We start from the raw sequence: 18,204 nt of genomic DNA, 5'->3' as shown, positions 1-18,204 counted from the left end.
ATATGAATAGTGGTAGTATTTATTAAAGTAAGTTAAAAATTTAATATACCTTTAATGATTGGTCCAGAGAGGCTAAGAAGGATTAAAAGTTTTGTTTTATGGAGAGTATTATAGTCTTTTGCGTCTGGCAAAAGACTTTTTATTTTTCAAAGAGAATTTATTAAATGTAATATTTAACCAACAAGAGGTTAAGTATATATTTATGATATAGCTAAAATGTAATTAGAGTATTTTAGCAAAAAACCTTCTGTCTTAAAGGCGGAAGGTTTTTTTATGAATAGTGATGCATAAATATAAATAATGAATACATAAAACTAATCCTTCAATTTAAAAGAAAATATCATAAAACAAGCATTGACAGTATGGTAAAGTATGAGATAATATATGTATAAATATAAAAATATATGTATATTGTATTAAAAATCGTGCTGGGAAGCTTAAAATAAAGAAGAGGTGGATTGTTTGATGAAAGGCATAATATATTTAGAAGATGGAACAGTTTTTTATGGAACAGGATTTGGAAAAGAGGGAAATGAATTTGGTGAAATTGTATTTAACACTTCAATGACAGGATATCAAGAGATATTAACAGACCCTTCCTATGCTGGCCAAATAATAAATATGACATATCCTTTAATAGGAAACTATGGAGTAAATGAATCGGTTAATCAATCAAAATGTGTGTATGCGAAAGGATTTATTGTTAAAAATATAGATGAAAATCCATCGAATTATACTAGTGAAATAAATATAGATCAGATGCTAAAAAACATGGGAGTAGTTGGAGTTTTTGGTGTGGATACAAGAAGTATAACAAAGAAGATAAGAAGTTATGGTACTATGAAATGCATAATTTCAAATGGAGAATTATCAATTGAAGAGTTGAAGAAAATGATGGATGCCTCCAATATAGTAGATGATTATGTTAATACTGTAAGTACCAAAGAAATAATTCATATTGCTGGAAACGGAAATAAAGTAGCAGTAATGGATTTTGGAATTAAAAATGATATAATTGAAAATTTAAAAGAGAGACAGTGTGATATAACTATATTCCCTTATGATACCGACTATAATGAAATTTTAAACATTAATCCTGATGGGATTTTCTTAAGTAACGGACCAGGGGATCCTAAATCTATACCAGAAGCTATTGAAAATGTTAAAAAACTTATAGGAAAACGTCCTATGTTTGGTATATGTTTAGGACATCAAATAATAGCACTTGCATCAGGAGGAAATACCTACAAATTGAAATATGGTCATAGAGGCGGAAATCATGGTATTTATGATGTACAAAGAGATAAAGCATATATAACAGCACAAAACCATGGATATGCGGTAGATGAAGAAAGTGTATTAGAAAATGGTATGATAATAACGCACAGAAATTTAAATGATGGCACTGTAGAAGGAATGAAGCATAAAAGTATTCCACTGTTTTCAGTACAATTTCATCCTGAAGGTGCGCCAGGACCAACAGATACAACTTACTTATTCGACCAATTTGTAAACTTATGAATGAAGATAAAATTGTTAAGGTTGATTCAGTAAAGTGTTTAGAAAGAGCTCTTTAGAAGATTTTAAGCTTATTGTATATATGGATTATTTTAAGACACTGAAGGAGGATAATTATGCCATTAGATAAGACAATTAAGAAAGTATTAATAATAGGTTCAGGACCCAATAATATAGGTCAGGCAGCTGAGTTTGATTATTCAGGTACACAAGCATGTAAAGCTGTAAAAGAAGAGGGGATAGAAACTGTCCTTGTAAACAGTAATCCAGCTACTATAATGACAGATTCGCATATAGCGGATAAGGTTTATATTGAACCATTAACAGAGGAAGCTGTAGAGAAGATAATAGAAAAGGAGAGACCAGATGGAATTTTAGCTGGGTTTGGAGGGCAAACCGCTCTTAATTTAGCTATGAATTTAAATGATGCTGGTGTTCTTGATAAATATAATGTTAGACTTCTTGGTATAAATAGTGAGGCTATAAAAAAAGCAGAGGATAGAGAAGAGTTTAAAAATCTTATGGAAGAAATAGATGAGCCTGTACCTAAAAGTATAATAGCAACTCACATAGATGAATGTATTGATTTTGTGAATAAATTTGGGCTCCCAGTTATAATAAGACCGGCATTTACCCTAGGAGGTACTGGAGGCGGAATAGCTTCAACTATGGAGGAACTTAAGGAAATTTGTGACAGGGGAATAAAAATGAGCCCTATAGGACAAATACTTTTAGAGCAGAGTGTTGCCGGTTGGAAGGAACTTGAATACGAAGTTATGCGTGATGCTAAAGATAACTGCATAATAGTATGTAATATGGAGAACCTAGACCCCGTTGGAGTACATACAGGAGATAGCATAGTTACAGCTCCATCACAAACACTTACAGATAAAGAATACCATATGTTAAGACATTCAGCTCTTAAGATAATAAGAAACCTTAAAATAGAAGGTGGATGTAATATACAATTTGCGCTTAATCCTAAAAGTAATGATTATATAGTTATAGAGGTTAACCCAAGAGTTAGTCGTTCAAGTGCTCTTGCGTCTAAGGCAGCTGGATATCCAATTGCTAAAATAGCAGCTAAGATAGCTGTAGGCTACAGTTTAGATGAACTTAAAAATTATGTTACTAAAAATTCAAGTGCGTGCTTTGAACCAGCGCTAGATTATGTTGTTGTAAAAATACCTAAATGGCCATTTGATAAATTCAACACAGCAGAAAGGCATCTTGGTACTCAGATGAAGGCAACAGGAGAGGTTATGGCAATTGACAGAGATTTTGAAAGTGCCCTCTTAAAAGCGGTAACTTCTCTTGAAGGAAAAATATCAGGGCTTAGACTTGAAAAATTTGAATATACTACAGTAAGAGAGCTTCTTGAAAAAATAAAAAAGCAGGATGATGAGAGAATTTTTGCAATAGCAGAGGCATTTAGACGTGGTGTGGATGTAAAACAAATTCATGAAGTTACAGAAATAGATAATTGGTATCTTAACGGAATAAATAGAATAATAGATATGGAAAAGGAACTTCAAGATAAGAACAATAAAGATAAAGATAAAAGTATAATTAAAGCTAAAAAAATGGGTTTTACAGTTGCAGAAATAGCTAGGATAACTAGCCTTGAAGAAGGGAAAATAAAAAATATATTAAACGTTAATAATGTTAAGCCTGTATTTAAAATGGTTGATACCTGCAGTGGAGAATTTGAAGCGGAAACTCCATATTACTATTCTTCATATGAGAATGAGGATGAAAACGAAGTTACTGATGATAAGAAGATAGTTGTAATAGGTTCAGGACCTATAAGGATAGGCCAAGGAATAGAATTTGATTACTGCTGTGTTCATGGTGTATGGGCTATAAAAGAAGCAGGGTATAAATCAATTATTATTAATAACAATCCTGAGACTGTAAGTACGGATTTTGATACGGCTGATAAACTTTATTTTGAATCCTTATATATAGATAATGTAATGAATATTATAGAAAAGGAAAAACCAGAAGGGGTAATAGTTCAGTTTGGGGGGCAGACGGCTATAAACTTGGCCGATAAGCTTTATAAAAATGGAGTGAAAATACTGGGAACTTCATTTGAATCAATAGATCTAGCAGAGGATAGAGAAAAATTCAGTGAGCTCCTAAAAGAACTAAATATTCCACAAGCAAAGGGAATGGCAGTAACAAGTATGGAGGAAGCGTACGAGGCTGTTAAGGAAATAGGCTACCCTGTTATTGTAAGACCTTCTTATGTAATAGGAGGAAGAGCAATGCAGGTAGTTTATGATAAACTGGCTCTTCAAAAATATATGACTGAGGCAGTAACACTTTCAACGGAACATCCTGTTTTAATTGATAAATATATAAAGGGAACAGAAATAGAAGTGGACACAATTTCTGATGGAGAAAATATACTAATACCTGGAATTATGGAGCATATTGAAAGGACAGGAGTACATTCTGGAGATAGTATAACAATGTATCCTTATCATACATTGCCAAAAGAAGTTGTTGATAAACTTGTTAAGTATACTAAAAGCTTAGCTAAGGCGCTTGAAGTTAAGGGGCTTATGAACATACAATATGTTTATGATGGCGAAAATGTTTATGTAATAGAAGTTAATCCAAGAGCTTCAAGAACAGTACCTATATTAAGTAAGGTTACTGGAGTACCAATGGTTAAATTAGCGGTTGAAATTTTAACGGGTAAAAATCTTAAGGAGCTAGGGTATGGAGTTGATCTTAAAAAAGATAATAAGCTCTATGCTGTGAAGGTTCCGGTATTTTCTAATGAAAAGCTTGCAAATGTTGATATTTATCTTGGCCCAGAGATGAGATCTACAGGAGAGGTAATGGGAATAGATAGTGATTTTGAAGTAGCAATTTATAAGGGATTTAGAGCGGCAGGAATAGAAGTTCCAAAGGACGGAGGCAACCTTTATGTATCCATAAAAGATGTGGATAAACAAGAAAGTGTGCCTATTATTAAAAAGTATACAGAGTTTGGATATAAAATATATGCATCATTAGGTACAGGAAAGTTTCTTCAAAAACAAGGAATAGACTGTGAAGTTCTTCGCACAGATGATTTAATGAAGGCTATAGGCGACGGTAAGATAAACCTTATAATAAATTCTCCAACTAGAGGAAACACAGTTGGCACTAGAGGATTTAGTATAAGAAGAAAAGCTGCTGAGTATAAAGTAGGGGCTTTCACTTGTATAGATACAGCAAAAGCTTTTCTTACAGCAATAAAGGTTAAAAGGGAAGAGGCAAAGGTAGAATATAGAGCAATGAAAGAGTATTTTAAATAAATTAAAGGCATTGAGTGAAAAAGCTTGAAAACTTCGCGTTGTTCAAGCTTTTTTAATTTATTACAGTTAAAAAAAAATTACTAAAATGGGCAGTTATGAGGTATAATTAAAAATAGATGTTTTTAAGGAGGTTGTGAGATGGCTAAGCCAAGTATATTTAGCAGTGATTATGAAAAGCAGCAAAGAAAAAGAAAGCAAAGAAGAAATATCAGTATCTTTCTCCTAATATGTGTAATATTTTTAGTTTTAGTTTATTTAGGTTTTAAAACTAATCTAAAGAATGTAAAAGTTCCGAAGCTCAGTGCATCCAGTAATGTAAGTAGTAAAACTCCTAGCAAGAAAAGTGGTGGGACAATAGTTAAGGACAGCAAAAAAACTTCTTCTAAAAACAGTAAAGCACAAGATGAATCTCTTAAAGTAAATTTGCCAGATGGAAAGCAAGTTTCATTAGTTTGTGGAGAAAATAATAATCAAAGAATTGTGAAATCAGTGGATTTGAGTGGTTTGAATGGAGAGTATAACATAAGTCCATCTAGTAAGAATGTTGTTATCTATGAAAAAGATACTCAAAACATGTTCTTTATTGATGCAAGTGGAGTAGTCCAAGATATAACATACAAAGCCTATACATCAGGAAGTGGAACTACTTTTAATAAAGATAGTATTTTGAGTAGCAATCCAGGTTATATATGGGGTGTGTCTCCTAAGTTTGTGGACGATAATACAATAGTATATATAAGTCAACTTCCATGGTTTGATAACAGACAAAGCAAGTATGTATGGAAATTTAGTATTACCGATAAGTCTTATACAAATTCTAATCTAACAGGAAATGATATTAAGATGAATAGCCTTACAGATAAAGGTATAGAAATAGTTATAGATGGGAATACAACTTATATGAAGGCAGATGGTACAACTTCAAATTAGATACTATAAAAGGATGATTTATATATGGAAATAGGATTATCTTCGGCAGTTTTTTATCCGGAAGTAAATACAGAAGACACTTTGGAAATAATAAAAAAACTTGGGTTTAATACCTGCGAGGTGTTTATAAATAGTTTTTTAGAATGTGAAGACGGTTTTGTGGATAAGCTTTTAAGGAAGAAGCATGAGCTTAACATAGACATAAATTCAGTTCATGCACTTTCCTCGCTTTTTGAGCCTTTTTTGTTTGATCCGTATAAAAGAAGACGTGATGAAATGCTTTTACTCTTTGAGAAAATATGCAAGACAGGAAGTAAGTTGGGCGCATCTTATTATACTTTTCATGGCATGAAATATAAGGATTTTAGTTGTATAGATAGAGAATTAGCTGTAGAAGTATATAAAAAAATAGCATATATTGCTGGAGAGAATAATATAAAGCTAGCGCAGGAGAATGTATCATGGTGTATGTCGAGTGATATTGATTATTTGAGTTTTATAAAAGATAAATCTATAGATAATTTGTTCTTTACTTTTGATATAAAGCAGGCATATAAGGCTAATAAAGAACCAAAGGAATACATAAGAGTAATGGGAAATAAACTTGTTAATTTTCACATAAATGATAGAGATGAGGACCATGTTTGCTTATTGCCGTTAGATGGCACTGTTAACTATAAGGAAATATTTTATGAACTTGATAATGTAAATTATGATGGAAATTTAATAATAGAAGTTTACAGAAATAATTTTTTTTCCTATAATGAAATAAGTGACTGCAAAAAAAAATTAGAAAAATTTCTATAAAGCCACAACTTTATGTTATAATATATAAATATAAGTTAAAATTAAATTGTAAATAATTAATTAAGTATGTTATAATATATAAGCTAATAGGTACTTGAGTAGGAGGAATATTCATAATGAATAGTAAAATGGAAAAATTAGAAAAAAACGTAATTAAATTTGAGATAACTGTAGATGAGAGCAAGTTTAATGAAGCAGTAATAAAATCTTATAACAAGAATCGTAGAAGATTCAATGTTCCAGGTTTTAGAAAAGGAAAAGCTCCTCTTAATATTATAAAAAACTATTATGGAGTAGGAGTTCTATATGAAGATGCTATTAATTTTTGTATAGATGATACATATCCAGAAGTAATTAAAGAGAATGATATACATCCAGTTGCTTATCCTGAAATAGATATAGTAACATTAGAAGAAGGAAAAGATTTCGTATATACAGCTAAGGTTACAGTAAAACCTGAGGTTGAACTTGGAGAATACAAAGGTGTTGAAGTAACTAAGGTTGAATATCCTGTAACTGACGAAGATGTTGAAAATGAGCTTAAAGGTATGCAGGAAAAGAATGCTAGAATAGAATTAAAAGAAGATGGAGAAGCAGTAGAAAAAGGAGATATTGCTGTTATCGACTTTAAAGGATATGTAGATGACGTTGCTTTTGAAGGCGGCGAGGGAAAAGACTATTCTTTAGAAATAGGAAGCGGAACTTTCATAGATAACTTCGAAGACCAATTAGTAGGACTAAAAAAAGATGAAAGTAAGGATGTAAATGTTAAGTTCCCAGAGGAATACGGTAAAGAAGAATTAAACGGAAAACCAGCAAAATTTGAAGTTACAATAAAAGAGATAAAGAGAAAAGAGCTTCCAGCTTTAGATGATGAGTTTGCAAAGGAAGTTTCTGAATTCGATACTTTAGATGAAGTAAAAGCAGACATTAGAAGCAAAATGGAAAAAGCAAATGAAGAAAAGGCTAAGATTGAATTCGAAGATAAAGTTGTTGATGCAGCAGTAGAGAATGCTAAGATAGAGATTCCAGAAGTTATGGTTAAAAACGAAACAGATCAAATGCTTAAGGAATTAGAAAGTAGATTGAGATATCAAGGACTTGATCTTAAATCTTACTATGAATACACAAATAGTTCAGAAGAAAAAGTAAGAGATTATATGAAAGAAACTGCAGACAAGAGAGTTAGAACAAAATTAGTTATGGAAAAAATATCAGAAGTTGAAAAAGTAGAAGCAACAGAGGAAGAATTAAAAGAAAAAGCTAAAGAAATGGCGCAACAGTATACAAATAAAGACTTAGATAAAATGGCAGAATTAGTTCTAAATTCTCAAAGAAGTATGATAGAACAAGATGTAATCAATGGTAAAGTAATAGACTTACTAGTTGAAAACGCAAAAGTTGTAGAATAACAAATGTTTAAAAAATGTTAAATATATAATAATATATAAATGAAGTTAATTGTTGATTTAAAGTCAGCAATTAACTTTAAATATATAGTAAAAAAGTTTAGAAAAATTAAGGAGGGAATTTTAATGAGTTTAGTTCCTTATGTAATTGAGCAGACTAGTAGAGGAGAAAGGTCTTACGATATATATTCTAGACTATTAAAGGATAGAGTAATATTTTTAGGCGAAGAAGTAAATGATACTACTGCAAGTTTAGTTGTGGCACAGCTATTATTCTTGGAGAGCGAGGATCCTGATAAGGATATATATCTTTATATAAACAGTCCAGGTGGTTCTATAACATCAGGAATGGCTATTTACGATACAATGCAGTATGTAAAACCGGATGTATCAACAATATGTATAGGAATGGCTGCATCAATGGGGTCATTTTTACTTACAGCAGGAGCACCAGGTAAGAGATTTGCTCTTCCTAACAGTGAGATAATGATACATCAACCTCTAGGTGGATTCAAAGGTCAGGCTACTGATATAGGAATACATGCTCAAAGAATACTTGAGATTAAGAAAAAATTAAATTCAATATACAGTGAGAGAACAGGAAAGCCTATCGAAGTTATAGAAAAGGATACGGATAGAGATCACTTCCTTAGTGCTGAAGAAGCTAAAGAATATGGGTTAATCGACGAAGTTATAACTAAACATTAGAAAAATATTTTTTGAATATAAAATAGATAAAAACATCTAAGCAGTATTAAGGTATCCCAAGGAATGGATTTTGTAACAATTGAATTCATAGGTTTCATTATCAATAATATTTTGTAAGGTGAACACCATGCTTTCATTGATTATAAAGTTACTGTTAATACGTGATTACTACAGTAGTGATTTTTGTGAGCAAGTGGTTATATGGAATTGTTCATAATATAAAATATATGAATTCTCTATTAAAGCTGAATAAATTGATATCCTTTGGGAATATTCTAAGGTATGATTTATTGATTTCACTATTGTAGTAATTAAATTAATTACATTTTGTGTAAGGTACATAGAGCTTTATTGATTAATGATAAATAACTCTATGAAAGATTGTAAAATATTAAATCCAGATATGGAAAATTCATGTACCAAGTGCATGTTAAAATAACCTTTTAAGTGAGGTGTTCAAATGGCAAAATACGATAATAAAAAGCAGTTACGTTGTTCGTTTTGTGGAAAAAGTCAAGATCAAGTAAAGAGATTAATTGCAGGTCCTGGTGTGTATATTTGTGATGAGTGCATAGAATTATGTTCTGAAATAATTGCAGACGAATTTGAAGAAACTCCTCAGATAAATGTTGGTAGTTTACCTAAACCTAGTGAAATTAAGGATTATTTAGATCAATATGTTGTAGGTCAAGAAGATGCAAAAAAATCATTATCAGTTGCTGTGTATAATCATTATAAGAGGATTAACTCAAATTTATCAAATAATGATGATATAGAACTTCAAAAAAGTAATATACTTTTACTTGGACCTACAGGTTGTGGTAAGACATTTCTTGCACAAACGTTAGCTAAATTTTTAAATGTTCCTTTTGCAATAGCAGATGCTACTACATTAACAGAAGCAGGATATGTTGGTGAAGATGTTGAAAATATACTTTTGAAGCTTATACAAAATGCCGATTACGACGTTGAGAGAGCAGAAAAAGGAATAATATATATTGATGAAATTGATAAGATTGCAAGAAAATCAGAGAATCCTTCAATAACAAGAGATGTGTCAGGAGAGGGTGTTCAACAAGCTCTTCTTAAGATACTTGAAGGTACGGTTGCATCAGTTCCGCCTCAGGGTGGAAGAAAACATCCACATCAAGAATTTATACAAATAAATACAACTAATATATTATTTATTTGTGGTGGAGCGTTTGATGGAGTAGACAAGATAATTGAAAATAGAACAAGAGTAAGTACAATTGGATTTGGTGCTTCTATTCAGTCTAAACAACAAAAGGATATAGGGGCAATTCTTAAGAAGATAATGCCAGGTGACCTATTGAAGTTTGGTCTAATACCTGAATTTATAGGAAGACTTCCTATAATAGTAACGCTTAATTCACTTGATCAAGGTGCACTTGTTAAGGTGTTATCAGAACCTAAAAATGCTCTTGTAAAGCAGTATGAAAAATTACTTCAAATGGATAATGTAGAACTTGAATTTAAAGATGGTGCGCTTAAAGCAATTGCTTCTGAGGCAATATCAAGAAGTACAGGAGCAAGAGGTCTTAGAGCTATAGTTGAAGATATAATGAAAGATATAATGTTTGATATACCATCTAGAGAAGATGTTAAAAAGGTTATAGTTACAGAAAATACTATAAATACAAAACAACCTGAATTAGTTTTAGAAGAAGGAGCAAAAGCTATAGAAGCTCCTAAGAAAAAAGAAAAATCAAAAACTAAAAAAGATATAGAAAGTGCATAGATAAGATGCAACTTTTAATTGAGTAAAATCGAATGGATTTATTCCATTCGATTTTTTGTATATTAAAATTCAAATATCACATAATATTATTATATGAAATAACTGTTAGTATATCTACTAGCTTATACCTAAGGGAGGTTGTTTATGTATAATGTTATTATTATAGTTGAGATGATTTTTAATATTATTATAGGAATATATTTTTTCTATGCATTAAAAAATCAACAGTTTGGTAGGATTAGTATTGACAAAGAAAATAAAAAAGAATTAGAGAAACTTAATGATATGAGAAAGATTAGACTATCTATTCCCTTATGTGAGGAAAGTAGACCTAAAAGCTTTGATGAGATAATCGGTCAAAAAAATGGTATAAAAACTTTAAAGGCATCTATATGTGGACCTAACCCACAACATGTAATTATTTATGGCCCTCCTGGTGTAGGCAAAACTGCGGCAGCAAGACTTGCGCTTGAGTATGCAAAAACATGTGCCTTTTCACCATTTAATGATAAGGCAAAATTTGTTGAAATAGATGCAACTACTTTGAGGTTTGATGAAAGAGGAATAGCGGACCCATTGATAGGTTCTGTGCATGATCCTATATATCAAGGCGCAGGGAAATTTGGAAATGCGGGAATACCTCAACCTAAAATGGGGGCAGTCTCGAGAGCTCATGGAGGAGTACTATTTATAGATGAAATAGGAGAACTTAATCCAATAGAAATGAATAAACTTTTAAAGGTTATGGAGGATAGAAAGGTTTTTTTTGATAGTGCATACTACAATTCATCAAGTGAAAATATGCCTGAGTACATAAGAGAGGTTTTTGAAGAAGGGTTTCCAGCAGATTTTAGGCTGATAGGGGCAACGACAAAAAATCCTGAGGAAATTAATCCAGCTATAAGGTCAAGATGTATAGAGATATTCTTTAGGGCACTTGATGCTGAGGAGATAAAAATTATAGCTAAAAATGCTGTTGAGAAAATAAATGTAAATATAGATTCAAAAGCATTAGAGCTTATAGCTATGTATTCATCAAATGGAAGGGATGTAATCAATTTAATACAGTTAGCTTGTGGCATTGTAATAAACGAAAATAGAGGAAGAATAGAAGCAGAGGATATTTTGTGGATTGCTGAAAATGGTAGATATTCTTTAAGGTCATACAAAAAGTTGAGCAGTGTTTCAAGGATTGGGTGCGTTAATGGTTTGGGGGTTTTTGGGATAGACAATGGAATTGTTATGGATGTTGAAGCTACAGCAGTGAGAGTAGAAAACTCCGTTGGTCAAATAAAAATAACAGGGATAATAGAAGAAGAGGAAATAAGTGGGTACAATAAAAAAGTAAAAAAGAAAAGTAGTATAATGGCATCAGCAGAAAATGCAATATCAATGATAGAAAATGTGTTTAATATTAACATTAAAAATTATGATATTCATATAGATTTTCAAGGAGGATATGCCGTGGATGGTCCATCTGCCGGTGTAAGTATTGCATGTGCTATATTTAGTGCACTGAAAAAATTACCTATTAAAAGTAAGGTTGCTATGACTGGTGAAATAACCTTAAATGGAATTGTAAAACCAGTTGGTGGAGTAAGTTCTAAGGTTACAGCGGCAGCAAAGGCTGGTGCTGAATTGGTTATAATACCATATGATAATTGGAATAAATCTTTTGATAGTTACTCTAATATAAAAGTAATAGGTGTGAAAAATATTAAAGAAATATTAAGTTATGTTTTAGTAAAAAAGGAATGTAACGATAAAAGTATTGAATTAAATAAAAAAAATACAAAAAGTGTATTAACTGCAGATGGTATAAATATGAATGAATATAACTTTTAAAAGTTGAAAAAATGTTATTTTATAGTATAATATATTAGACTAGCTATACTTTATTGAAAGGCAGGGGAGAAATATGAATCAAGAGAATAAAGTTCTTCCTTTAATTCCTCTAAGAGGCCTTATAGTATTTCCTTATATGGTGGTGCATTTTGATGTTGGTAGGGATAAATCTATTGAGGCTTTGGAAAAGGCTATGATGAATGATCAACAAATATTTTTATCAACACAAAAGGATGCAAAGATAGAGGAACCAAATGAAGATGATATAAATTCAGTAGGAACAATTTGTAGTATAAAACAAATACTTAGACTTCCAGGTGATGCTGTAAGAGTATTGGTGGAAGGAATTAGTCGTGGAAAGATTGATAAGTATTTAAAACAGGAGCCATTTATAGAAGCAGAAATTACTGAATTTAAAGATGAAGATAATTACGAAGAGTACGAAATTAAGGCTTTGATGAGAATTATAACTAAGGAATTTGGAAAATATGTAAAACTTTCAGGAGCAGTTACCAAAGATGCAGTTGATTTTTTAAAGGATATAAAAGAGCCAGGCAAATTTGCAGATATAGTTAGTTCATATCTTATTATAAAACAAGAACAAAAACAATCAGTACTTAATTCCATTGATGAAAAGGAAAGGTTGGAAAACGTTTTAACAGTAATTAAAGATGAATTGCAGATATTGGAACTTGAAAGAAATATAGGGGTTAAGGTTAAAGAAAAAATAGATAAGTCACAGAGGGAATACTACTTAAGAGAGCAAATAAAGGTTATGCAGGATCAACTTGGTGATGATGATGAAGAAAAAGCAGAAATAAAAGAGTATACACAAAAAATTAAAAAAGGAAAGTTAACTAAGGAAGCCAAGGAAAAAGCTTTGCATGAACTTAAAAAATTAGAAAATGCGGGGGCATATTCACCTGAGGGCGCGGGAATAAAAACCTACCTAGATTGGATTCTTTCATTGCCGTGGAAAGATAAAACAAAGGATAATCTTGATATAAAAAGAGCAAGAGAAATATTAAATAAAGAACACTATGGACTTTCAGATGTTAAAGATAGAATAATAGAATACCTCGCAGTAAAGAAAATGAGCAAAAGTTTAAAAGGACCTATACTGTGTTTGGTTGGGCCTCCAGGAGTGGGAAAAACTTCGATAGCAAAATCAATAGCAAATGCTGTTAATAGAAATTTTGTACGAATATCTCTTGGTGGAGTAAATGATGAGGCTGAGATAAGAGGTCACAGAAGAACATATGTTGGAGCTATTCCTGGAAGAATAATTTATGGAATGAAGCAGGCGAAGTCAAACAACCCACTTATGCTATTGGATGAAATAGACAAGATGAGCTCAAGCTATAAAGGGGAATCAGCAGATGCTCTTTTAGAGGTACTTGATACTTCTGAAAATAATAAGTTTAGGGATAACTACTTAGAGTTGGATTTCGATTTATCTGACGTTATGTTTGTTACTACAGCAAATACGCTTGAGACTATACCGAGACCTCTTATGGATAGAATGGAGATTATTGAGGTTTCAGGATATACCTATGAGGAGAAATTCCATATTGCAAAAGAACATTTAATACCTAAGCAGTTAGAAGAACATAATATGCCTGAGGATAAAAAAATAACTTTTATGGATTCTTCTATATATTATATTATAGAAAACTATACAAGAGAATCAGGAGTAAGAAGTCTTGAAAGGAAAATAGCTGCTATTATAAGAAAAATTATAACTGAAATAGTAGAAAAGGATAAGAGTAGTATTAGCGTAAATTCAAGAACTGTTAAAAAGTACTTAGGCGAAGATGTTTTTTCAGCTGATAAGATAGATAAGGAAGATAAAATTGGAGTTGTAACAGGAATGGCATGGACGGCTTATGGTGGAGATACTCTTCCTGTTGAAGCAGTTATAATGCCGGGAAATGGAAAGCTTCAACTTACAGGGCAACTTGGAGATGTTATGAAGGAATCAGCACAGGCTGGTTACAGTTATGTTAGAGCTAATTCAGTGAAGTATGGAATAGACAAAGAATTTTATAAGAATAAGGATATTCATGTACATGTTCCAGAAGGTGCAGTTCCTAAAGATGGACCTTCAGCAGGTGTGACTATGATAACAGCAATGGTCTCAGCATTAAGCGATAAAAAGGTAAAACACAATGTGGCTATGACAGGAGAAATAACACTTACAGGAAGAGTGCTAGCTATAGGTGGACTTAAAGAGAAGACACTAGCGGCATATAGAGCTGGAGTGGATACTATTATAATACCTAAACAAAATGAAAAAGATATAAACAAGGTTCCTAAGGCGATTAGGGGAAAAATTAAATTTATACTTGCAGAAGAAGTAGATACGGTATTAGAAAATGCATTGATTGGTGGTATTAATAATGATAATTAAACAAGCTGAATTTATAATTTCGGCAGCATGGAAAAAGCAGTTTCCTATAGATGGAAAAGATGAAATAGCTTTTGTTGGAAGATCAAATGTAGGAAAATCATCTTTAATAAATGCAATTACAAATAGAAGAAAACTTGTTAAGGTTAGTGGAACACCAGGAAAAACAAGACTTGTTAATTTTTTCATGATTAATAATGATTTTTATTTTGTTGATTTGCCAGGGTATGGATATGCCAAGGTTTCTAAAAAGGAACTTGAAAAGTGGTCTCAAACTATAGAAGGTTATTTGGTCGGAAGAGAACAATTAAAGAAGGTAATACTCCTTGTAGATTCAAGACACAAGCCAACAAAAGATGATATTACTATGTATAATTGGATTAAGTATTATGATTACAAATGTATAGTAATAGCTACTAAGAGTGATAAGATCAAAAGAAGTGAAAAAGTTAAAAATGAAAAATTAATAAAAGAAACTCTGAAGTTTAATGATAGTGACGAGTTTTATTTCTTCTCATCTGCTACAAAACAAGGAAGAGATGAATTAATAAATAACATTTGTTCAGGAATTAACTACAGTGAAAATTCTTTGTGATAAATTATAAGCAAATGAATATAATAAAGGAAATTGGGTATTATATAAAATGTAAGTGGAGAAATAATTCTCCATTTAGTATAAGATAAGGGCTTAGGCTTTTGTTTTATGCTAAACCCCCCATCCCCCTTGGGATCGCCAAACTGCGGTCCCATTTTTTAATTTTAATTAGAAATTACATTTATTGAGTATATTTTAAAATAGAATTGAGATTTTGAATCGCCTATGCTTTTTAAGAACAGCTTAACAGACATATTTTTGCAATCTTCTTTTACTAAATTAGAGGTCGATTTGAAGTTTAAAATCCATTTTACATCAGATATTTCACCATTTTTATCATAATCACTATCAGAGAAAGAGCCATCTTGAAAAACATATTTTCTATTTGCACTAGCTAATTTATCAATTATATTAAAACAGGAGATTTTTCCGGATTCATGAAATAAATCATTTGGTTTTGTATTGCTACTGTATGGAAGACTTTGTATATAATTTATAAAGGTTGATATTGTATCTTTACCAATAAAGTTTGATGGATAATTACAGTAATAAGGTTTAAGTTTATCCTTAACAAGTATATAGTTTGAAAATACTAAATCGTTGTTATTAAAATTTGAAGATATTATTTTAGGTGTTTTATTGTTGTGAACGTCGATAAATCCTATTATGTTATTAGTGGTGTGAAGTATGTCCTTAAATTTTGTTTTGTCCCATATGAATAGGTGCTGCAAGTTAGTATTGTTTTCTGAACTTTGAGTGAAGAGTTCGCTTATATTATCTCTTGAGACATCTGTTAAGATTAGTTTCAAAGGCGAATAACTTTTATATGTTCCTAAACTATTGAGTTTGTGACTTGGCTGCAAAGTATAGATTTTATCTTTAGATTTTACAGCTATAGAATATTTATTATTGTTTATTTTTATGTAAATATTATCTTTCAATCCGTCTCCGGTAACATCATATTTTTTTATAATTTTATTTTCTGTAAAAATGTTGAACGTTTCTATGGATTTTCTCGAAACTAAAAAAATTGTAAAAAGAACTATGAAAACTATTGCTAAAATTATATAATATATATGTTTTAGTCTAAGAAAAAAAATTTTAAATTTCATATAAAAAACACCCCGCACATATTGTTATGTTTATTATATATGCGGAATGTTTAAAATTATTACAACTAGCAATATTTGATATAATTAAGCTTTATCCTTACAGTCTTTACATATCCCATAAAAGTAAAGTTTATTTGATATGACATCGTAATCTGTATGAGAAGAAACATCTTTGTTTAAGTTATCAAAGGTTATCCCCATAATGTCATCCACTTTACCACAGGATAAACACTGTATGTGTGGATGAGATGATGAATTAGCATCGTATCTAAAATTACCTTCACCTACATTTAATTCTTGGATTAGGTGTACTTCAGCTAAAGTCTTTAATGCTTTATATACTGTTGCTAAACTCATAGTCGGATAATCTGATTGAATTGCCTTATAAATTGTTTCAGCAGATGGATGCTCGTGTGTTGATTTCAAATATTTATAAACAGCTATTCTTTGAGGTGTTAATTTTAATTTTTTTTCTTTGAAAATTGTAGATATATCGTTCATGTTCACCACCCTTGCTTTCGAAAACGTGTATTGTTTAATTATGTATATTATATAATAAAAATTATCGGTTGTCAAAAAATAAATTTAAAAGAAAATGGTTTTAATAAAACTTTACAAAATTTACTGTGAAAATTTTAAAAAATGTTGTATAATATAAGCTATGCTTAGAATTAGGAAGCTTGTATCATTAAATCAATAATTATTTCTCAATTAACATAGGGAAAGGAGAAATATATGTATTCCAATAATAGAAATATTAAAAACTCAAGAGGGAAAAAACATAGGAAGAATTTAAAACGTAAAAAAACATCAAAAATTAAACTTTTTATATATTTCCTAATGTTTCAATTCTTATTTGGCATAGGCACTGCACCCTGGATAGTATATTATGGTCCGTTTAATAACTTAAAGAAGATAATAGTAGGTACAGCTATGTCATCATTTACACACCAATATTTAGCAACATTATTTCTTTCAGATGCACAGATTGCAAAAATTAGAGGCGTTGGTGGTGGGACCTCAAGTGGAGCACAAAATCAAAACTTAAATGATATAAATACAGCTAATCATAATGAACAAATAGAATGCAAAAAAATACAAGGAAATAAATTCAGTGGGCTTATGCTTGTAATACATGACCCTACTAAAGTTAAGATAGGTTACACTTCAAAACTTGGGGTAGAAGGAGAAACCACAAGTGAAATAGCTAAACATAATAATGCACTTGCAGCAGTAAATGGTGGTGGATTCCAAGAAAATAGTTCTGGCTCTAAAGTTGTATGGACAGGTACAGGAGCTTTACCGACTGGAATAATTATAAGTGATGGAAAAGTGGTTTATCCTAAAAATCCAGATCAGCTTTCTATTCAAAAAGGAACAGCTGCAATTACTAAAAGTGGTGTTTTAGTGGTAGGAGATCATAGTATTCGTGAGCTTTTAAATGAAAATGTGGTTGAAGCTATAAATTTTGGACCAACACTTATAGTTAATGGTGTTGATCAGACTAGAGATTCTTTCGGAAATTCAATAGACAGCCAGGGAGCACAACCAAGAACAGCCATAGGTCAAAGAAAAGATGGAGCGATTTTGCTTTTAACTGTGGACGGAAGACAAGGACTTCAAATGGGAGCAACAATAAAGGATATACAAAAAATAATGGAGCAAGAAAATGCATATAATGCTGTAAACCTAGACGGTGGAGCATCTACTACAATGTATTACAATGGACATGTTATTAACAATCCTTGTGATAAATTTGGAGAGAGAACTGTGGCAACAACAATAATTGTAAAACACTAG

Annotated in this window: 13 protein-coding genes; 11 read left to right on the top strand and 2 right to left on the bottom strand. The window is 31.1% G+C overall.

All coding sequences use genetic code 11. The features are described from left to right. Positions 1-465 precede the first annotated feature (465 nt). From carA to yihA, 10 genes are all read left to right on the top strand, one after another. Positions 466-1,521, top strand: a complete 1,056-nt coding sequence (carA, locus tag CA_RS13530) for a glutamine-hydrolyzing carbamoyl-phosphate synthase small subunit (RefSeq protein ID WP_010965933.1) — start codon at positions 466-468, stop codon at positions 1,519-1,521. Positions 1,522-1,634: 113 nt separating this feature from the next. After that, positions 1,635-4,832, top strand: coding sequence for a carbamoyl-phosphate synthase (glutamine-hydrolyzing) large subunit (carB, locus tag CA_RS13525; RefSeq protein ID WP_010965932.1), 3,198 nt, complete (start codon positions 1,635-1,637; stop codon positions 4,830-4,832). A 138-nt stretch (positions 4,833-4,970) separates the two neighbouring features. After that, positions 4,971-5,762 carry a hypothetical protein gene (locus tag CA_RS13520; RefSeq protein ID WP_010965931.1) on the top strand — a complete coding sequence of 264 codons (792 nt, stop codon included), beginning with the start codon at positions 4,971-4,973 and terminating at the stop codon, positions 5,760-5,762. 24 nt (positions 5,763-5,786) lie between these two features. After that, positions 5,787-6,569: a sugar phosphate isomerase/epimerase family protein gene (locus tag CA_RS13515; protein ID WP_010965930.1), complete on the top strand. Its 783-nt coding sequence runs from the start codon at positions 5,787-5,789 to the stop codon at positions 6,567-6,569. A gap of 116 nt (positions 6,570-6,685) precedes the next feature. Continuing rightward, positions 6,686-7,981, top strand: a complete 1,296-nt coding sequence (gene tig / locus CA_RS13510) for a trigger factor (RefSeq protein WP_010965929.1) — start codon at positions 6,686-6,688, stop codon at positions 7,979-7,981. 123 nt (positions 7,982-8,104) lie between these two features. Beyond that, entirely contained in the window at positions 8,105-8,686 is a 582-nt protein-coding gene (gene clpP, locus CA_RS13505) for an ATP-dependent Clp endopeptidase proteolytic subunit ClpP (RefSeq protein WP_010965928.1), read from the top strand. Positions 8,687-9,146: 460 nt separating this feature from the next. Further along, positions 9,147-10,445 (top strand): ATP-dependent Clp protease ATP-binding subunit ClpX, encoded by a 1,299-nt coding sequence (gene clpX / locus CA_RS13500; RefSeq protein WP_010965927.1) that lies wholly within the window; start codon positions 9,147-9,149, stop codon positions 10,443-10,445. Positions 10,446-10,589: 144 nt separating this feature from the next. Then, entirely contained in the window at positions 10,590-12,290 is a 1,701-nt protein-coding gene (gene lonB, locus CA_RS13495; RefSeq protein ID WP_010965926.1) for an ATP-dependent protease LonB, read from the top strand. Between the two features lie 73 nt (positions 12,291-12,363). Continuing rightward, positions 12,364-14,700 (top strand): endopeptidase La, encoded by a 2,337-nt coding sequence (gene lon / locus CA_RS13490; protein WP_010965925.1) that lies wholly within the window; start codon positions 12,364-12,366, stop codon positions 14,698-14,700. Continuing rightward, positions 14,690-15,292, top strand: coding sequence for a ribosome biogenesis GTP-binding protein YihA/YsxC (yihA, locus tag CA_RS13485; RefSeq protein WP_010965924.1), 603 nt, complete (start codon positions 14,690-14,692; stop codon positions 15,290-15,292). Before lon ends, yihA begins: the two co-directional genes overlap by 11 nt. 164 nt (positions 15,293-15,456) lie before the next feature. On the opposite strand, the gene CA_RS13480 is transcribed toward yihA, so the two are convergent. Then, a complete protein-coding gene (locus tag CA_RS13480; protein WP_010965923.1) occupies positions 15,457-16,404 on the bottom strand; it encodes a hypothetical protein in 948 nt (315 codons plus the stop codon). An 84-nt stretch (positions 16,405-16,488) separates the two neighbouring features. Next, positions 16,489-16,905, bottom strand: a complete 417-nt coding sequence (locus CA_RS13475) for a Fur family transcriptional regulator (RefSeq protein WP_010965922.1) — start codon at positions 16,903-16,905, stop codon at positions 16,489-16,491. 234 nt (positions 16,906-17,139) lie between these two features. Here CA_RS13475 and CA_RS13470 point away from each other — a divergent pair, with 234 nt between their 5' ends. Further along, entirely contained in the window at positions 17,140-18,204 is a 1,065-nt protein-coding gene (locus CA_RS13470; protein ID WP_010965921.1) for a phosphodiester glycosidase family protein, read from the top strand.

Origin of the sequence: Clostridium acetobutylicum ATCC 824 (genome assembly GCF_000008765.1) — a bacterium.
Classification (GTDB): domain Bacteria; phylum Bacillota; class Clostridia; order Clostridiales; family Clostridiaceae; genus Clostridium_S; species Clostridium_S acetobutylicum.
The sequence above is the reverse complement of the archived record's forward strand: the minus strand, read 5'-3'. Positions and strand labels throughout refer to the sequence as shown.

Coding starts and splice junctions, on each gene's coding strand:
- carA (WP_010965933.1), top strand. CDS start 466: ATGAAAGGCATAATATATTTAGAAGATGGAACAGTTTTTTATGGAACA.
- carB (WP_010965932.1), top strand. CDS start 1,635: ATGCCATTAGATAAGACAATTAAGAAAGTATTAATAATAGGTTCAGGA.
- CA_RS13520 (WP_010965931.1), top strand. CDS start 4,971: ATGGCTAAGCCAAGTATATTTAGCAGTGATTATGAAAAGCAGCAAAGA.
- CA_RS13515 (WP_010965930.1), top strand. CDS start 5,787: ATGGAAATAGGATTATCTTCGGCAGTTTTTTATCCGGAAGTAAATACA.
- tig (WP_010965929.1), top strand. CDS start 6,686: ATGAATAGTAAAATGGAAAAATTAGAAAAAAACGTAATTAAATTTGAG.
- clpP (WP_010965928.1), top strand. CDS start 8,105: ATGAGTTTAGTTCCTTATGTAATTGAGCAGACTAGTAGAGGAGAAAGG.
- clpX (WP_010965927.1), top strand. CDS start 9,147: ATGGCAAAATACGATAATAAAAAGCAGTTACGTTGTTCGTTTTGTGGA.
- lonB (WP_010965926.1), top strand. CDS start 10,590: ATGTATAATGTTATTATTATAGTTGAGATGATTTTTAATATTATTATA.
- lon (WP_010965925.1), top strand. CDS start 12,364: ATGAATCAAGAGAATAAAGTTCTTCCTTTAATTCCTCTAAGAGGCCTT.
- yihA (WP_010965924.1), top strand. CDS start 14,690: ATGATAATTAAACAAGCTGAATTTATAATTTCGGCAGCATGGAAAAAG.
- CA_RS13480 (WP_010965923.1), bottom strand. CDS start 16,404: ATGAAATTTAAAATTTTTTTTCTTAGACTAAAACATATATATTATATA.
- CA_RS13475 (WP_010965922.1), bottom strand. CDS start 16,905: ATGAACGATATATCTACAATTTTCAAAGAAAAAAAATTAAAATTAACA.
- CA_RS13470 (WP_010965921.1), top strand. CDS start 17,140: ATGTATTCCAATAATAGAAATATTAAAAACTCAAGAGGGAAAAAACAT.